This is a genomic window from Paenibacillus sp. DS2015, from assembly GCF_050433705.1.
GTDB lineage: Bacteria > Bacillota > Bacilli > Paenibacillales > Paenibacillaceae > Paenibacillus_AQ.
This window is the reverse complement of sequence record NZ_JBNPWS010000002.1, coordinates 283,717-299,511: the sequence shown is the minus strand read 5'-3', so window position 1 is coordinate 299,511 and position 15,795 is coordinate 283,717. Positions and strand designations below refer to the sequence as shown.

General features: G+C 41.1%; 16 protein-coding genes and 1 other annotated feature. Of the genes, 1 reads left to right on the top strand and 15 read right to left on the bottom strand.

Features of this window, described 5'->3' with window-relative positions:
* Window positions 1-22: 22 nt before the first annotated feature.
* A complete protein-coding gene (gene lspA / locus J2T13_RS03185) occupies window positions 23-508 on the bottom strand; it encodes a signal peptidase II (protein ID WP_429368255.1) in 486 nt (161 codons plus the stop codon).
* A 223-nt stretch (window positions 509-731) separates the two neighbouring features.
* On the opposite strand from lspA, the gene J2T13_RS03180 reads away from it, so the two are divergent.
* Window positions 732-1,436: a TraR/DksA C4-type zinc finger protein gene (locus tag J2T13_RS03180; protein WP_429368253.1), complete on the top strand. Its 705-nt coding sequence runs from the start codon at window positions 732-734 to the stop codon at window positions 1,434-1,436.
* Between the two features lie 61 nt (window positions 1,437-1,497).
* On the opposite strand, the gene J2T13_RS03175 is transcribed toward J2T13_RS03180, so the two are convergent.
* The 14 genes from J2T13_RS03175 to ftsA all read right to left on the bottom strand — a co-directional run bounded on the left by J2T13_RS03175 (window position 1,498) and on the right by ftsA (window position 15,614).
* The gene (locus tag J2T13_RS03175; RefSeq protein ID WP_429368251.1) at window positions 1,498-1,827 is read right to left on the bottom strand and encodes a DUF5665 domain-containing protein; all 330 of its coding nucleotides are present in this window, start codon (window positions 1,825-1,827) and stop codon (window positions 1,498-1,500) included.
* 175 nt (window positions 1,828-2,002) lie between these two features.
* Window positions 2,003-5,092 (bottom strand): isoleucine--tRNA ligase, encoded by a 3,090-nt coding sequence (gene ileS, locus J2T13_RS03170; RefSeq protein WP_429368250.1) that lies wholly within the window; start codon window positions 5,090-5,092, stop codon window positions 2,003-2,005.
* A gap of 422 nt (window positions 5,093-5,514) precedes the next feature.
* Window positions 5,515-5,789, bottom strand: a binding site (T-box leader).
* Between the two features lie 72 nt (window positions 5,790-5,861).
* Window positions 5,862-6,353: a DivIVA domain-containing protein gene (locus J2T13_RS03165; RefSeq protein WP_429368248.1), complete on the bottom strand. Its 492-nt coding sequence runs from the start codon at window positions 6,351-6,353 to the stop codon at window positions 5,862-5,864.
* Window positions 6,354-6,496: 143 nt separating this feature from the next.
* Entirely contained in the window at window positions 6,497-7,279 is a 783-nt protein-coding gene (locus tag J2T13_RS03160; protein ID WP_429368246.1) for an RNA-binding protein, read from the bottom strand.
* 9 nt (window positions 7,280-7,288) lie between these two features.
* Window positions 7,289-7,561: a YggT family protein gene (locus J2T13_RS03155; RefSeq protein ID WP_429368244.1), complete on the bottom strand. Its 273-nt coding sequence runs from the start codon at window positions 7,559-7,561 to the stop codon at window positions 7,289-7,291.
* A gap of 24 nt (window positions 7,562-7,585) precedes the next feature.
* Window positions 7,586-8,017, bottom strand: coding sequence for a cell division protein SepF (locus tag J2T13_RS03150; protein ID WP_429368242.1), 432 nt, complete (start codon window positions 8,015-8,017; stop codon window positions 7,586-7,588).
* 2 nt (window positions 8,018-8,019) lie between these two features.
* Window positions 8,020-8,712, bottom strand: a complete 693-nt coding sequence (locus tag J2T13_RS03145; RefSeq protein ID WP_429368241.1) for a YggS family pyridoxal phosphate-dependent enzyme — start codon at window positions 8,710-8,712, stop codon at window positions 8,020-8,022.
* A 15-nt stretch (window positions 8,713-8,727) separates the two neighbouring features.
* Entirely contained in the window at window positions 8,728-9,567 is an 840-nt protein-coding gene (gene pgeF / locus J2T13_RS03140; protein ID WP_429368239.1) for a peptidoglycan editing factor PgeF, read from the bottom strand.
* Window positions 9,568-9,642: 75 nt separating this feature from the next.
* Window positions 9,643-9,927, bottom strand: a complete 285-nt coding sequence (locus J2T13_RS03135; protein ID WP_429368235.1) for a YlmC/YmxH family sporulation protein — start codon at window positions 9,925-9,927, stop codon at window positions 9,643-9,645.
* 195 nt (window positions 9,928-10,122) lie between these two features.
* The gene (gene sigG, locus J2T13_RS03130) at window positions 10,123-10,905 is read right to left on the bottom strand and encodes an RNA polymerase sporulation sigma factor SigG (RefSeq protein ID WP_044876149.1); all 783 of its coding nucleotides are present in this window, start codon (window positions 10,903-10,905) and stop codon (window positions 10,123-10,125) included.
* An 81-nt stretch (window positions 10,906-10,986) separates the two neighbouring features.
* Window positions 10,987-11,709, bottom strand: a complete 723-nt coding sequence (sigE, locus tag J2T13_RS03125; protein ID WP_429368233.1) for an RNA polymerase sporulation sigma factor SigE — start codon at window positions 11,707-11,709, stop codon at window positions 10,987-10,989.
* A 121-nt stretch (window positions 11,710-11,830) separates the two neighbouring features.
* The gene (gene spoIIGA, locus J2T13_RS03120; protein ID WP_429368231.1) at window positions 11,831-12,805 is read right to left on the bottom strand and encodes a sigma-E processing peptidase SpoIIGA; all 975 of its coding nucleotides are present in this window, start codon (window positions 12,803-12,805) and stop codon (window positions 11,831-11,833) included.
* A gap of 363 nt (window positions 12,806-13,168) precedes the next feature.
* Window positions 13,169-14,290 carry a cell division protein FtsZ gene (ftsZ, locus tag J2T13_RS03115; RefSeq protein WP_429368229.1) on the bottom strand — a complete coding sequence of 374 codons (1,122 nt, stop codon included), beginning with the start codon at window positions 14,288-14,290 and terminating at the stop codon, window positions 13,169-13,171.
* Window positions 14,291-14,348: 58 nt separating this feature from the next.
* Window positions 14,349-15,614 (bottom strand): cell division protein FtsA, encoded by a 1,266-nt coding sequence (ftsA, locus tag J2T13_RS03110; protein WP_429368227.1) that lies wholly within the window; start codon window positions 15,612-15,614, stop codon window positions 14,349-14,351.
* Window positions 15,615-15,795 lie beyond the last annotated feature (181 nt).

Genomic DNA, 15,795 nt, shown 5'->3' with positions numbered 1-15,795 from the left:
TTCGTCATGTTGTCATTCATGCTTATTCAATTCCTTCCTCGTTCTGATTAACTGGGTTTCTCTTCATATCCAAAAGTGAGTCTACAATAATAAGCGCTACACCAACGACAATGCATGAATCTGCCACATTAAAAATAGGGAATGTGTAACTTCCGAAATTAAACTGCAAGAAGTCAACAACTTCTCCAGCCAACATACGATCAAGGAAATTCCCTACTGCTCCACCCAGAACAAGACTTAAAGCAAGCGGAAGAAGCTTATTTTTCGAGTGCATTACTTTTTGTAAATACCATATGATCGCAAGAACTACAATCGTTGTAATCACTATAAAAAACCAACGCTGATCTTGAAGGATTCCAAACGCTGCACCGCGATTACGATGAGATGTAATCAGGAAAAAATCACCGATAACCGGTATCTGCTCTCTTAGCTCCATTCGGGTTGCAATCAAATATTTAGTTCCTTGATCTACCAAAAAAGCAATGAACGCAATAATATAATATATCACTTCAAATGTCACTCCAATCGTATGATTTGCTCGTTCCTTCAGTCGATATCAACAAAAGGGTTGTTCTAATGTAAATAGGCTCATTTATTGTAGCACAGCCTGTCCGAAACCGTCCATAATGGACCATTGTCGAGAACATTTTCCTTATGTAAAACGAGCTTAAATAGCACACTCTATATAAAGAGAAATATCTGTCCTCTTAGACAATGGAAGGAGCCTGTTTATGTCCCAACTTTCGTCATCCCAATTTAACAATCTCCGTTTGAAATTAGAGCAAGAACGAGAAGATATCGCTCAACGAACAGTGGAGAATGAACATTATGGACTTGAGGAATCTCTGCGTGATCAGACTGGAGAATTATCCACGATAGATAATCATCCTGCTGACGTGGCCACTGAACTCTACGACCGCGAAATGGACATATCTCTTCTAGAGCATGATGATTTACAGCTAGAACGTATTGACACAGCACTTGCACGGATGGATAAAGGCGTTTACGGGTTATGTACCCTTTGTGACGGCCCTATTTCTTATGATCGTCTATCTGCCATTCCAGCTACTGAATACTGTATAGAGCACAGCCCGCGACAAATCGTATCAGATTATCGTCCAGTTGAAGAGGAGTTTCTTATGCCTCCTTTTGGCCGAACAAGTCTCGATGAACGAGATGATCAGAATGGTTTCGATGGAGAAGATACATGGCAAATTGTTGAGAATTGGGGTACTTCAGATAGTCCCGCACTCGCTGAAGGAAACAATATTAGCAGCTACAACGAAATGGCCATTGAAGCTGACGACGAAGTAGAGGGCTGTGTCGAACCCTTTGAAAGTTTCGTAGCTACAGATATTACAGGCAAACCCATTGGTATCGTGCGTAATCGGCAATATCAGAAGTATATCGAGAATGGAGAAGGTCTTAATCCTTGAACCCATCCATTTCATTTCAATCACTTCTAGATTAATTACAAATACTCAATCTTGGTACTTTTTAATAATCTAGTTCCAGTTGACGCTGCACAATACGTACGATATCAGCAATGTAATCGCCTATAATGGGTAAATTCAGAGCACCTAATATTTGAAGAAGATATATAATGGTTGCTGCAAAAAATGTAAACCCGATCGCAATCCCTACCCCACGCGCTGTACCGGCTAATATGTTTAGCCATATCAAGCGCCACGGTCGATTCAGGAGCTCTGTATATTCTGCAATCCGTGACTTCTCTAGCTGCTGCGCAATGGTTGAGGTGAGTTTGAATATTTGTTCCGTACGATCCTGAGTCTGTATAGTATCCTTGTCATCATTTGCCATTACCACTGATCAGACTCCTTTGAATGAAAAGAAACGAGCCATTGCTATCTTAGGATCAAATTCCTAAGCTGCATTTGGCTCGTATTTTGTTTGAATCATAAGCTAACGACATCTCATTACACTCATTACATCTTTCACTTATGCTTCATCATCTTGTTATTATGTTCCAAAGGAGGTTTTCTTAATCGGCAATATGAATCCCGACAGATTTCCCAGCGATATCCGCTTGTTCCATAGGCTCTTTATGTCCATACATCACATCTGTAACCAGAACATTTTCTCGAAGTACACGATCGAAAGTCGTGATGGCGGTCTTCAATTCATCATCTGTATCCAAGGTTAACACGACACGCTTCTCAATCGGTAAATCAAGTTTTTTCCGATAATCTTGAACTGCGCGCACAACCTCACGCACCCATCCCTCTTGCTCCAACTCCAACGTAATATCCGTATTAAGCGCAACGGTAATGCCATAACCACTAGCAGAGGCAAAGCCTGATTTAGCTTGCTTTTCCACAAGTAATTCCTCGGAAGTCACCTGCAAATCCTCTCCTTCTGGAGAAACGACATGTAGAGAACCACTTTCCACTACCTTAAGAGTATCTTCCGCAGACATGCCCTTGAAGTAGTTTTGCAGGAATCCAACGTTCTTACCATATTTTTTACCTGCAACTTTCAAATTGAGCTTAAACGTGAAATCAACAAATCCACTATCATCGGTTTCTGTGCGGATGTTCTTCACATTAATTTCTTCTTTAATAATCTCTTCATAGCCCGCTAAATCGAAATCACGATCGATGGATACAATCAGTTCAGACAATGGCTGACGTGTCTTAAGTCCCGTCTCATTACGAACGTTACGTGCAAGCTCAACAATGCGACGCGCTGTCTCCATGTCTTGTTCCAATGCTTCATTAATTAGAGATTCATTGACTTGTGGATAATCGTCCAGATGCACACTTTCTTCTTTACCTCCGACATTAAGGTAAATATCTTCTGCCAGCATAGGTGTGAATGGTGCAATCAGCTTCGCTGTTGTGAGTAACACTTCCGTTAACGTACGGTATGCGTCAAGCTTATCATTGGTAAGTCCACTACCCCAGAACCGATCACGCGAACGACGGATATACCAGTTGCTTAATTCGTCGATAAATGATTCAATGGCTTTCGAAGCATTTAGGAAATCATTTACCGCTAATCCTTTATCAACGGTCTTGATCAAGCTGTTAAGACGAGATAACACCCAGCGATCAAGCTTATGTTCTGAAAGTTGGAAAGGGTGTTCCGCTGGATTATAACCGTCAATACCTGCATATAAAGTCATGAATGCATGTGTATTAACGAGTGTATCCACCATCTTGGATTTCGCTTCCCCTACGATTCCTTTGGAGAAACGTTTGCTGTTCCAAGGTGCACTATCAGATAACAACGCCCAGCGGAAAGCATCCGTTCCATATTCCTCAATAATCTCCCAAGGGTCGATTACGTTGCCCTTAGACTTAGACATCTTCTGCCCTTGTTCATCAAGGACATGTCCCGTAGCCATAACAGCCTTGTACGGCGCTTTTCCAGTCAACAACGTAGACACAGCCAATAGACTGTAGAACCATCCACGGGTCTGATCAATCCCTTCACAGATCATGTCAGCAGGATATTGTTGTTCGAACGTTTCTTGATTCTCAAAAGGATAATGTTGCTGAGCAAATGGCATCGAGCCACTATCAAACCACACATCGATTACTTCTGAAGTTCGTTTCATCTCGCCACCACATGTACAACGGACCTTGATTTCATCCACATAAGGTTTATGCAAGTCTAGATCATCACTAACCTCACCGATTGCTCTTTCTTTCAACTCAGCACGACTGTGTGGAGCAAATTCTGTAGCGCATGTTTCACAGGTCCAGACATTTAGGGGTGTACCCCAATAACGGTCACGGCTGATATTCCAATCTACTAAATCCTCTAAGAATTTACCGAAACGTCCTTCACGTACATGACCTGGATACCAATCTACTTCATTATTGTTAGCGATAAGCTGATCCTTGATAGCCGTTGTCTTGATGAACCAACTATCCATTGCATAATAAAGTAGCGGAGTATCACAGCGCCAGCAGAATGGGTAACTGTGCTCATATTTTTCTTTGCTGTATAACAATCCGCGATCCGAGAGCATTCTAACAATATCTACATCACAGTCTTTTACAAAACGTCCAGCTAATTCCTTCACTTCATCCACGTAACAACCTTGCAGATTCACGACATTAACAAATCCAATTTCATTCTCTTTACATACTCTATAATCGTCTTCGCCATGTGCTGGAGCCAAATGTACGATACCTGTACCACTAGCGTCAGTAACAAATTTGGCACCCACGATCACATTTGATTTCTCCACTTGGACATATGTGAACGGCGAATCATATGTTTTACCTACCAATTCTGAACCTTTGAGCGTACCTATAACTTCATATTCACCATTCATGACATCATCCACTAATTTATTAGCAACGATGTATACGCCATCCTCTTGTTTTACTCGTGCATATTCCATATCTGGATTCACAGCAAGCGCTACGTGTCCAGGTAATGTCCAAGGCGTCGTCGTCCAAGCTAGAACATATTCACCACTATCATGAAGCTTAAATTTAGCTGTAGCACTCAGATCCTTAACATCTTTATAGCCTTGTGCCACCTCATGTGAACTAAGCGTTGTCTGGCAATCTGGGCAATATGGGCTAACGCGATGACCGCGATACAATAAATCTTTCTCATGGACCGTAGCTAGGATGTTCCATACACTCTCAATGTAGTTGTTATCTAATGTGATATATGGATCATCAAGATCAGTCCAGTATCCAATAGCTTCTGTCAGTTCACGCCATTGTTCTTCATAGACAAATACACTTTCTTTACATTTCTGAATAAAAGCCTCAACACCGTATTCCTCAATCTCATGCTTATGGGTAATTCCCAGCTGTTTCTGTACTCCCAGTTCTACCGGAAGACCATGCGTATCCCATCCCGCTTTACGAACGACTCTGTAACCCTTCATTGTCTGATAGCGACCGACGAAATCCTTGATCACTCGACCAAGAACATGACCAATATGGGGCTTGCCATTCGCTGTAGGTGGCCCCTCATAAAATACAAAATTGGGTTTACCTTCACGATGATCAATCGATTTACGAAACGTTCCTTCTTCATTCCATTTATTTAGGATACGCAGATCACGTGTCCGAGCCTTTTCTTTAACATCTACCTTATGCATGATTATCCAACCTTTCGTAATATCTTTAAAAATTCCCACTCAACCTGATAGTATGCAGTGCGTACTATTGATACTCGTTTTTCGTTTTTCGTTTTTCGTTTTTCGTCTTTCGCCATTCATATCTTTGCCACGCAAAGGATGAATGGCCGATCGGTTACACATAGCTTGCGCATGTGTGCCCTGGGTCAGCGGCACAACTCGCCGCAAGACCAAACTCGCATGAAAGGTTCCCGAAGGCGAACCCCGTTAGGGGCAGCCAAGGAAGAACCGGCATATTACGCTCCAAGTCACATCAATACGCCACAACAGCACCATCCGCCAAAATTTTCGGGAGTCCAGAGGGCTGAGCCCTCTGGGGTCCCCCTTAAGATAAGGGGGATTTAGGGGGATTGAAGTCCCGAAACACAAAAAAGCCCCATCCCCAAAGGGACGAGACTTACGCTCGCGTGACCACCCTAATTTCGCTCAATTCAGTCTACCCTACCCTTGAGCGACACCTCATATCTATGCCGACACTTCTAACATAGAGCCGATATAACGTTCGGCAGAACCGGTTCAGCTTACACGCGTCAGAAGACGTTTCAGCTTCACTTCTCCGGGAAGATCTTCCGCTTAGGGTCTGAACATCGGCTTACAGCATTGCGCCAACTCTCTGGAGATCAGATCACTATCGTACTTATCCCATCATCAAATACATATAAACGAAATAAATCTGTTATGACTATATTTATAGCTTTCTTTACTGCAAAAGTCAACCCGAACGTAAAGCCTAATACACTTCCTTTACTTCCTTCGCTTCGTGATTCTCCAGTGATTCCCATCCGTCTAGACTTAGAAGTTCTAATTGAGCTTCTACTAAAGAACGGAAGCGTGTTCGATAGATGGAAGCTTGCTTCTTCAACTCTTCAATTTCCATCGATATTTTACGCGATTTAGACAAAGATTCATTAATAATTCGATCCGCATTCTTCTCGGACTCCTTAACAATGAGCTGAGCTTCTTTCTTAGCATTACTCTTCACATCATCCGCAGCTTCTTGGGCCACGATAATGGTCTTAGAAAGCGTGTCTTCAATATTTGTGAAGTGATCCAATCTCTCTTGAATCATAATCATTTGATTATGAATTTCCTTGTTCTCACGAATGACACTCTCATAGTCTTTGATCACTTGATCCAAAAATTCGTTAACTTCATCTTCATCATAACCGCGAATTCGGCGTCCAAATTCTTTGTTATGTATGTCCAGTGGTGTTAATGGCATGGGTGTGTGCACCTCCTAGAAATCTCAGTAATCATGTAATTAATTATACTCACTTTAGATTGTATCAGTTGTAACAACGAAATGTTTAAGTATCACTTAGCATATTTCAATTCGACAAGAAAAGCCGATTTCCTGCAAAGGGGTTATATAAATTTGCCGACTTTTACACGATAACGTCCTTTTTTCGTCACTCCACTGACTTCCATCACCTTGAAGCGTCCTAATCCTTGAATGGAGATGATGTCCCCTTCTTTTAAAGAAGTAGATGGGTCTTCCTCAACCTTCCAATTCACACGGCAACGTCCAGCCTTGATCGGTACTAGAATTTTACTTCGACTCAATCGATACACATCACTACTAATTCCATCTAGGCGCAAAGAAGCGACCGTAATGTCCATAGATTCAAGTGAGACCTGACTTGTCCGCAGTAATTCAAGCGGCAAGATCTCACTCTGCACATGAATACGATGCACTTGATTTAAATTCATATGGAGATAAGAAGCAATATCTTGACTTACAACCGTGTGGCAACCATCATCAAGTACATGAATGTCACCAATCTTAGTTCTTTTAATGCCCAGACTGAGAATAGAACCCATGTAATCCCCATGATCAAGTTCAAGAAATTTCTGATCTCCTGAATGTACACTAAGTACTGACAATCCCATATCTTCATTGTCTATATCCCTGTAATCTGGGGCAAGAATTGCCCGACATCGTTCGGCCCCATCGTAACCACCGTTCATTATTACATGTACATCTGGATGTCGATTAACGAGTGTCTGAAGTATAAAGGCCTGTCTAGGGTCCAAAAAATCAGTTAATTTCATTTCATGGTATTCCCCCGCATTAATGACCCATTCCAAGGCTTTATCCACAAAATTCCGCTCATCAGGATGAAAATGTTCTTGGATATCTAATTTCATATTTATCACCTACCAAAAAAGATAACGAAGAATCCCTTTCAATCCCACGGGTACAAATTGTAAGACGAATATTGCAATTATAGGTGAAATATCAATCATCCCCATAATCGGTGGAATAAATTTACGGAATGGTGCTAAGAACGGTTCTACTAGCTTAGTCAACAATTCCCCTATGAAATTCTCCCGCATATTTGGTACCCAAGACATCAAGATATAAATAATAATCATGTACCTATAAATAATAAACAATGTATCAATAATCTGCTCAACCTGAAACTGCATCAGTTTTGGTTCACCTCATTTTTGTTATTGTCGAAGATCCTCTGCTAGAATTTCTGAGATGTTCCCTTGGATTTCAACTGTATCTGGGGTACACAGAAATATATTCCCACCAATTTTGGATATACTCCCACTTAAAGCATAAACTGTACCACTCAAGAAATCAATAATTCTAAGTGCTTGGTCATTGCGAACACGTTGCAAATTAACAACGACTGTGCGATGAGAGCGTAGGTGATCAGCAATTTCTTGTGCTTCGTCATAAGAACGTGGCTCTTGTAGTATCACTTTAACATTCTTCTGCGAGTGAATGCTAACTACATTATTTCTTTGATTCTTACGTGGCTCTTGGTTCAAAGCTTCAAACTCTTCCTCATCCACAGGAAGCGGCCCACGCTCAACAATTTCTTCTTCCTCTTGCAACCCCATAAAATTCATAAACCGATTCATAACACCCATCCTTAACCCTCCTCTTTTCCTACAAGAATAGTACCGAGTCGTACCCATGTTGAGCCTTCTTCAATCGCCACTTCGAAATCGTTTGACATCCCCATCGATAAATCCTCAATCGGTTCACGTGTTAACGCTTGACGGTTCAGGTCATCTCTAAGTTCTCTCAACCCTCGGAATACAGGCCGTGTATCTTCAGCGTCTCCCTCAAACGGGGCCATAGTCATCAATCCAACTACCTTAACGTGTGTGAAATCTTGAATCGCTCTTAGGAAGTCCGCTACCTTATCAGGTTGTATACCATACTTGGTGTCTTCTCCTGAAATGTTCACTTGTACGAAGACCTGTACTTCCTTATTTAGTGCTTCAGCCTTCTTCTCTAATTCCTGTGCCAGAGAGAATCGATCAAGGGAATGAATATATTCAAATTTATCTATGACATCTTTGACCTTGTTGGTCTGAAGATGTCCAATGAAGTGCCAGATGCCTTGATGACCTAACTCGTTCCACTTAGCCTGTGCATCTTGCCAACGGCTCTCCCCAATGTGTATCAACTTATGATGATTCAATACTTTAGCTGTCATATCCATAGAAACATACTTTGTCACAGCAATGACATGAACTTCTTCTCTTGATCTACCACTTCTAAGGCAAGCCTGACTTATACGTAATTCTACATCATCTATCCGTTCTTGTAATGTCATTCTCAAAATCCACCTTTACTTTAAGCCAATCCAGCTAGCCATACGTCCTGTAACTCCGCCATCCTTGCGAAAAGAGAAGAACAAATCGTTATTGCAGCTTGTACACCATGTTGTACATTCGATATGAATCGGCAATATTCCTGCTTTTATCATAAGGTGTCGATTCATTTCTTTCAAGTTAAGCATACTTTTCCCGTCTTTTTTGTTCACATACCAAGATGATGAGTACTTCTCATTACCCATAACCCGTTTCTCCAAATCGTAGACCTTTGACATGACTACATCATCTACCTCATAACAGCACGAACCAATCGATGGTCCGATAGCGGCCACAATGTCATAACTATGACTGCCATACTGCTGCTCCATCTTTTGAACCATATGCAGAGCGATCTGTGCTACAGTTCCCTTCCACCCCGCATGTGCTAGCCCCACAACCTGCTTCACAGGGTCATAGAAATACAAAGGCACACAGTCAGCATAGAACGACGTTAAAAGAACACCTGGTACATCAGTTAACAAACCATCTGTATCCTGAATAGCAGAACTACGGTCACGACAGCCTCGTCCAACGTCCTCTTCCCTCACTATAGCGATGTCACGACTGTGCACTTGTTCACCACAAGTCCATGACTCTAGAGAGTAACCAAGCATCTCTGCGACTTTACTGCGATTATCTATAACATCATTCGGGTCATCTCCAACATGGAAAGCACAATTCAAGGTATCATAAGGAAGTTTACCACTCCCCCCATGTCGACCTGTAAAGCCAGCTGTAATCCCGCGATAATGCTTCCAAGGCTCCAACATTAAAAGAGCTAATTCTGTATCTGTTTTCAGTACAAACGGTTCCACTGCTAATCACCTCTTTTTCAGTGTACCATATTTTTAATTGTCTAGATTCCCCCAGTATCTTCTGAGTACGTTCTTCTATCTCCCTCGATCAATTCGGTCATGTTCCTTCTCCTCTTGTAATGCCTTCACTTCCTCCATCTTCACTAGAACGACATCCGATCCAATCTTGACAATATTATGCCATGGAATAATCAGATCACTTCCCCCGCCAAAAATACCCATGAACCTACTATTCGTAGGCACGACAATAGCATCGATCCGTCCTTGCCGTAGATCAAGCTCTAAATCACTAATCTGCCCTAATCGTTTCCCGTCCACAATATTAATCACTTCTTTAGTTTGAAAATCGGAGATTTTCATCTTTATCCCCACCATTTGTTTTTCTGGAATCATCTAATCACACCTCAAGGAAAAATAGTATATGGTTAATATATGTGTCTAATGCGTAAAATGTCTTAGTTACGTAATATAAATAAAAAAAAACGATCCATAAATGCGATCGTTTAGGTTATATGTTTTATTCACTTTGATATCTCACCAATTATCACTTCGTTTTTAAGTTTTTACGTATTTATGCATTTGTTGAATTGCCGATTTCTCCAGTCTAGATACTTGAGCCTGTGAGATCCCAATTTCTTCAGCAACTTCCATTTGTGTTTTCCCTTCAAAAAAACGCTTGGATAATATCATTTTCTCGCGTTGACCTAAGCGATGCATCGCCTCACGTAATGCAATCTCCTCAATCCAGGAGACATCCTTATTTCGATCATCACTAATCTGATCCATAACGTAGATCGGATCGCCGCCATCATGATAGATGGGCTCAAATAACGATACGGGGTCCTGAATAGCATCTAAAGCGAATACCACATCTTCCTTAGGCACATTAAGTGCCGCAGAGATTTCAAAAATCGTAGGTTCCCTCGAATTTTGATTCGTCAAGGAATCACGAACCTGTAGCGCCTTGTAAGCAATATCACGTAAAGATCGCGATACCCTAATAGGGTTATTATCCCGTAAGTATCGTCTAATTTCTCCAATAATCATGGGTACAGCATACGTTGAGAATTTAACATTTTGTCCTAGATCGAAATTATCAATAGCCTTCATTAGGCCGATACAACCCACTTGGAACAAATCATCGACAAATTCTCCCCGATTATTGAATCTTTGTATCACACTCAACACTAATCTTAAATTACCATTAACCAACTTCTCTCTAGCTGAACGTTCATTATTTTGCTGGAGATTGTGAAACAACTCCCGCATTTCTACATTGGTTAGAACCGGTAACTTCGCGGTATCTACGCCACATATTTCGACTTTGTTTCGAGTCATGATGATTTACCTCCCAAGGAGAAACATTAATGTACATTATCTCCCGGAAGGCTCATTTTATTCCTCTTGATCATTAATCCATTACACCATTTTATTAAATTCTTTACGTAACCTTTTAATAATCCGCTTCTCCAAGCGAGATATATAGGACTGAGAAATGCCTAACATATCGGCCACATCCTTTTGAGTTTTTTCCTCCCCATCCTGTAATCCGAATCTAAGTTCCATAATAGTTCGTTCTCGTTCACTCAATTTATCGAGCGCCTTATGAAGTAGCTTACGGTCTACTTGTTCTTCTATATTTCGATAAATCGTATCATTCTCTGTGCCAAGTACATCCGATAGTAGTAGCTCGTTCCCATCCCAATCAATGTTTAATGGTTCATCAAAAGAAACCTCACTACGAATTTTATTATTGCGACGTAAATACATTAATATCTCATTCTCAATGCAACGTGACGCATATGTTGCTAATTTAATTTTTTTCTCAGGGTCGAACGTATTTACAGCTTTAATCAGACCAATAGCACCAATAGATACTAAATCCTCAATGTTAATCCCTGTATTCTCAAATTTGCGAGCTATATAAACTACCAATCGAAGATTCCGTTCAATCAGCATGGCGCGAATAGCCGCATCACCCGTCGAAAGTCTTTGCAGTAAATATTCCTCTTCCTCACGAGTTAACGGTGGTGGGAGTGCTTCGCTTCCTCCTATGTAATAGACTTCATCACTTTTCATTCCTAAATAAAAGAGCACCCGATAATATTGAACCTGTAATACTAATCTCCATTTGACCACCATATTTACTCCTCCTAAAGTTTTCCGTAGGAAAACTGACTTCGTAAGCATGTGTTTAGTTTTCCGTAGAAAGATCGACTTTGCAATAGTTACGGTTCTTAGAGCTATCTATTCTTATAGAATATTAAATCGGGGGAACATGCACTGGCTTCGTGTGTTGCCCCTCTAAGGATGCACTGTCCTCCTGTACTAGATCAGGATGAATAATAGCCCTATATGCTCTCTCCGCCGATAAAATCCCACTATCCAGGCCTACAAGAACCCTAGAAGTCACCGTTACCTTCCCCTCCATTACAACCTCAACAGAATCAGGTTTCAGCGCAAGCATAAAAGCTGTTCCCCGGTTAACACCCCGGTATGGAACAAGCCTTAGGCGATCTTGCCAAGCAAAATGATCGTCTTCTCCAAGTTCGACCACTAGTTTGTCCGCTTCTCCTTCAGCTAATTTCCCTCTCCAAGAAGCAGGTAGATAATCTTCCCAAAGTGACACTTCCATGATCATTACGGGCATCCGAGTTAATGGATCACTCAATTGATTGCCTGTATCCAATAGTCCTGTACAATTTACACTTTGACCACCAATATGAACCGTCACTTCTCCTAAATAGGTGTGCCTATTAACTAGTTTATTTCTTGAAGACTGAACAATTTTGAACCAAATTATAACGATAAAAAAAACAATAAATATGAACCAAAACCCAATTTTCAATTCAAAAGAAAGACCCCCTGATGTTGTAAACCAAATTCCACTCCATAGCTCACTAGAATTTTGCAACAAATAATGTATCCCAATAATTCCACCAGCCGCTGCAAAATTGATAATATAGAAAGCACCTATATTACGAATATAGTTCTGAAGACTTCTAAAACCAAAAGCTATCCATAACATAATCAATGAAAGACCAAACTTTATTAGAAAGGTATACATAAAAGAAAGCTGTGGCACAAACATCATCATGACATACAGCGCCCCTAGTATTGCCGATAACAGTATACGCCACCACTGCATTGGGGTCTTACGCATCCAGCCTGTAAGCCATAAAAGGGTACCATCGATAAGTAGGTTAGTTATAAAGATAAGATCAATATAGACAATCATTGTCTTCACCTATCAACTTGGAATCTTCAAAGATGCCTCAAAATTGCTGAATCCAACTCGTTCTCTTTTGAATTTTGGGAGATGTGTTTAGTATAAGAAGTTTATGTTTCAAAGTCTGTCAGAACCTAGGAGGGAACATGGAACTTTTTTTGTCGTTTGATGTTATGAGGTTGTACAAAAAGAGGAGTAATCTTAGAAGAACAATGGACAACAAAAATCCCAGTATTTCTTTTAGAAAGAAATACTGGGATTTTCCATTGAACTATATAGATTGGACTAAAGAAGAACGGTCAGTTATATTCTAGTCTTACCATGAAAACAACACACTATCGCTCACTTTAGTTCAATCTATCTATCTTTCAATTAGTCATTATTCTGACGGGAACGATTGCGCAAGAACGTCGGAATATCCAACTGTTCATTACTTGGCTGATTACCAAAAGGTCGTAAAGTATTACTACGATTGTCTGTGGCTTCAGTCTCAGGTGTTCCTGTTGCCGGTTTACGAACGGGTGTATGTTGCATAGCTTGTTTGTGCTCAAATCCAGTAGCTATCACCGTCACCTTAATCTCATCCTTCATATCTTCTTCAATGATAGCACCGAAGATCATATTCACATCAGGATCTGAAGCAGAAGTGACAATTTCTGCAGCCTCATTCACTTCATACAGGGATAAATTAGAACCCCCTGTTATATTCATAATCACACCGCGAGCTCCTTCGATAGAAGTCTCTAGTAATGGACTCATGATTGCCTTACGTGCCGCTTCAGCTGCACGATTCTCGCCTGAAGCTTCTCCTATACCCATTAAAGCAGATCCACGCTCTGTCATGATTGTCTTAACGTCTGCAAAGTCAAGGTTGATAAGACCTGGAACTGCGATGAGGTCAGAGATACCTTGCACAGCTTGACGAAGAACATTATCCGCTTCACGAAATGCTTCGAGCATTGGTGTCTTCTTATCTACAATTTCCAACAAGCGATCATTTGGAATGACTATTAGAGTGTCAACTTTTTCTTTTAGAGCTTCAATCCCTAGTTCTGCTTGAGAGAAACGTTTACGACCTTCAAACGTAAAAGGACGTGTAACTACTCCGACTGTTAACGCTCCACACTCTCTAGCAATCTCAGCAATAACCGGCGCTGCACCCGTACCCGTACCGCCACCCATTCCTGCAGTTACGAATACCATATCGGCACCTTTTAATGTATTCGAGATCAATTCACGAGACTCTTCTGCTGCTTTCTTTCCTACCTCAGGGTTGGCTCCAGCTCCGAGACCTCTCGTAAGCTTGTCCCCAATCTGTAATTTGTGTTCTGATTTAGCCATGTGTAAAGCTTGAGCGTCGGTATTTACAGTAATGAATTCTACACCCTGTACACCATTCTCGATCATTCGGTTTACAGCATTACTGCCTCCACCACCTACGCCAATCACTTTTATTTGGGCTAAACTCTCCATTTCAAAGTCAAATTCCAACATACTATTCCATCTCCCCCTCTTTGTACATGGACGGACCGTTCACTGTTATATGAATGCCTTATATAAATTCACTAAACATGTTTTTAAAGCGTTCTACCAAACCCGGTTTTTGAGGTTTCCCTTGATTGGACGCAGGATTTGCTTTATTGTTGCGGTTTGGTGGTTTTTTATTACTCACATTAGTATTACTACGCACGCGAATATTACGTATCACATTATGGAGTACACCCACACCGCTAGTAAATCCTGGATCTCTCACCCCGATATAATCTGGTACAGCAATACGGACAGAAGCAGCAAGTTCCACTTGTGCTACCTGCAGAACGCCAGGCATAGAAACCGTTCCCCCCGTTAGTATATAACCTCCCGGAAGCTCGTTGTAACCTAGACGTTTCACTTCTTGATGAAGGAGATGGAATATTTCTTGGATTCGAGGCTCCACAATGGCGGCCAGATCCTGCTGTGTAAATTCCTTTTCTACGTTACTACCAATTCGAGTTACTTTAAAAATAACATCTGGAGCAGCGTCTTCAATTACAGCACATCCATATTTCAACTTCACTTTCTCAGCTTGATCCGTCAACGTCCTTAGCCCATAAGCAATATCGTTGGTTACATATTCTCCTCCAATAGGGAGTGTAGAAGTTGCTACCATCGTTCCGCCTTCAAAAATAGCAATACTCGTCGTACCTGCTCCGATATCTACAAGAACAGATCCCATCGTTTTCTCATCCTTGGATAAGGCCATTTGTCCTGCACCCAATGACATCAAGACTAAATCCTTGATCTTCAGACCCGATTTCTCTACACAACGCAAAAGATTATGTATGGCCGTCTTAGCACCCGTAATAATGATGGCTTCCACTTCTAGACGAACACCAATCATACCCCGCGGATCTTGAATTCCTTCAAGACCGTCCACTACGTACTGCTTAGCGACAACATCGATAATTTCCCGATCTGGAGGAAGTGCAACAACTTCAGCCGCTTTAAGCACACGTTCAATATCTTCTTCTCCAATTTCCCGATCCTCGTTCGACACAGCCACTACTCCGTGGCTAGATTGAAGTCCGATATGATTCCCAGAAATGCCGACATATACTTCAGATATTTGAATACCAACCATACGTTCCGCATGTTCAACTGCACTACGGATGGATTGTACGGTATGATCAATATCTACAATTGCGCCTTTGCGTATTCCTTCTGAGTCGGCAGATCCAACTCCAATAATATTAAAGGTTCCATTATTTACTTCCCCAATAATAGCACGAACTTTGGATGTACCGATGTCCAAACTAACAATGATGTCATTGTTGCTCAACTGTGGCACCTCCTATTTATCAAAGTAACTAACAGATTAAAGAATAAATGACTACAGCAGTATAGCTAGCTGCACGTTTACCTTCAGTAAAATTTAGAATGTATGACTTAAAAATCATACTTTCAAGTCTATTTAATAACACACTTAGTACCTATTCAACAAGCTTCTAATCTTTTCCTCT

Coding starts and splice junctions, on each gene's coding strand:
- spoIIGA (WP_429368231.1), bottom strand. CDS start 12,805: ATGATTGTCTATATTGATCTTATCTTTATAACTAACCTACTTATCGAT.
- J2T13_RS03135 (WP_429368235.1), bottom strand. CDS start 9,927: ATGAAAATCTCCGATTTTCAAACTAAAGAAGTGATTAATATTGTGGAC.
- J2T13_RS03160 (WP_429368246.1), bottom strand. CDS start 7,279: ATGAAATTAGATATCCAAGAACATTTTCATCCTGATGAGCGGAATTTT.
- ftsZ (WP_429368229.1), bottom strand. CDS start 14,290: ATGTTGGAATTTGACTTTGAAATGGAGAGTTTAGCCCAAATAAAAGTG.
- ileS (WP_429368250.1), bottom strand. CDS start 5,092: ATGCATAAGGTAGATGTTAAAGAAAAGGCTCGGACACGTGATCTGCGT.
- sigE (WP_429368233.1), bottom strand. CDS start 11,709: ATGGTGGTCAAATGGAGATTAGTATTACAGGTTCAATATTATCGGGTG.
- J2T13_RS03155 (WP_429368244.1), bottom strand. CDS start 7,561: ATGCAGTTTCAGGTTGAGCAGATTATTGATACATTGTTTATTATTTAT.
- J2T13_RS03165 (WP_429368248.1), bottom strand. CDS start 6,353: ATGCCATTAACACCACTGGACATACATAACAAAGAATTTGGACGCCGA.
- J2T13_RS03150 (WP_429368242.1), bottom strand. CDS start 8,017: ATGGGTGTTATGAATCGGTTTATGAATTTTATGGGGTTGCAAGAGGAA.
- sigG (WP_044876149.1), bottom strand. CDS start 10,905: ATGACTCGAAACAAAGTCGAAATATGTGGCGTAGATACCGCGAAGTTA.
- J2T13_RS03180 (WP_429368253.1), top strand. CDS start 732: ATGTCCCAACTTTCGTCATCCCAATTTAACAATCTCCGTTTGAAATTA.
- J2T13_RS03145 (WP_429368241.1), bottom strand. CDS start 8,712: ATGACATTACAAGAACGGATAGATGATGTAGAATTACGTATAAGTCAG.